This window comes from Myxococcus sp. AB025B (genome assembly GCF_006518215.1).
In the GTDB taxonomy this organism is placed as follows: Bacteria; Myxococcota; Myxococcia; order Myxococcales; family Myxococcaceae; genus Myxococcus; species Myxococcus fulvus.
The window spans coordinates 1-918 of sequence record NZ_SRLW01000662.1 but is presented as its reverse complement, the minus strand read 5'-3'; the positions used below and the strand labels follow the sequence as shown (position 1 = coordinate 918).

1 protein-coding gene is annotated in these 918 nt (G+C 69.5%); it reads left to right on the top strand.

Going from position 1 to position 918, the window contains the following annotated elements; all coding sequences use genetic code 11:
* Positions 1–851: IS256 family transposase (locus FL311_RS43375; protein ID WP_141331885.1), on the top strand; the 851-nt coding region annotated here is incomplete at its 5' end.
* Positions 852–918: the final 67 nt, after the last annotated feature.

Genomic DNA, 918 nt, shown 5'->3' with positions numbered 1-918 from the left:
AGGGCGTCTCCACGCGGAAGATGGGCAAGGTGACGAGGGCGCTGATGGGCGAGGACGTCTCGCGCTCGACGGTGAGCCGGGTGACGAAGTCCCTCGAAGAGAAGGTGGAGGGCTTGCGCACCCAGCCGCTCACCCAGGCCTTCCCCTACCTCTACCTGGACGCCACCTTCCTGGACGCACGGTGGGCGCGCACGGTGCAGAACGTCTCCGCCCTGGTGGCCTACGGCGTGGGAGAGGATGGGCACCGGCACCTGTTGGCCGTGACTCTGGGCGGCAGCGAGTCGCAGGAGTCGTGGCTGGAGCTGCTGCGCCAACTGCTGGAGCGGGGGCTGACGGGCGTAAGGCTCGTCATCGCCGACGGGCACGCGGGCCTGGCCGCGGCGGCCCGACAGGCCCTGCCCGAGGCGCAGTTGCAGCGCTGCACGGTGCACCTCACCCGCAACGTGCTCGCCAAGGCCCCCTGGAGGCTGCGCGGGAGGCTGGGCAAAGAGACGTCGGCCATCTTCGAGGCGCCCACCCTCCAGGAGGCCAGGAAGCGAATGGAGGCCCTCCAGGAGGGCCTGGGGCGCCAGGTGCCCGAGGCCATGGAGTGCCTGCGCCAGGGCTTCGCCGCCGCCACCTGCTTCTTCGCCTTCCCCAAGGCCCACTGGAAGCGTCTGCGCAGCACCAACGGCCTGGAGCGCCTCCATGGCGAGGTGAAGCGCCGCATCCGGGGTGTCGGTGCCTTCCCTGACCGCGCCAGCGCCCTGCGCCTCATCACCGCTGTCGCCCTGGAAGTTACCGGCGTCTGGGACGACCGCCGCTACCTCGATATGTCCCTGCTGAAGTCAAACTCAGACACCGCTGCATGACCCCGCCAAGGAGCATTCCTCCCCCGAACCCCCTCCGAACCAACTACACACGATTCGGGACTTGACC